Genomic DNA, 310 nt, shown 5'->3' with positions numbered 1-310 from the left:
TTTGATGTGTCACATATGGGAGAGATCTCGATACAAGGAAAAGGTTCTTTTGAATTAATGCAGAAACTCACGACCAATGATGTGTCAACACTTTATCCTGGTAAAGTACAATACAGCTGTATGCCCAATGATACGGGCGGAATTATTGACGATTTGCTGGTTTATAAAATAAGTGAAAACGACTACCTTCTTGTCGTTAATGCTTCAAACATACAAAAAGACCTGGATTGGATTAAAAGACATAATTCTTTTGGAGCAGAAGTAACCAATATTTCAGATTCAATTTCTTTATTGGCTGTTCAGGGACCAA

1 pseudogene is annotated in these 310 nt (G+C 36.1%); it reads left to right on the top strand.

What is annotated here, in order from left to right:
• Positions 1-310 (top strand): annotated as a pseudogene (locus AB671_RS21655) (glycine cleavage system aminomethyltransferase GcvT); the annotation flags it as partial.

The sequence above is a fragment of the Chryseobacterium sp. BGARF1 genome, assembly GCF_001677955.1.
Taxonomy (GTDB): Bacteria; Bacteroidota; Bacteroidia; order Flavobacteriales; family Weeksellaceae; genus Chryseobacterium.
The sequence above is the reverse complement of the archived record's forward strand: the minus strand, read 5'-3'. Positions and strand labels throughout refer to the sequence as shown.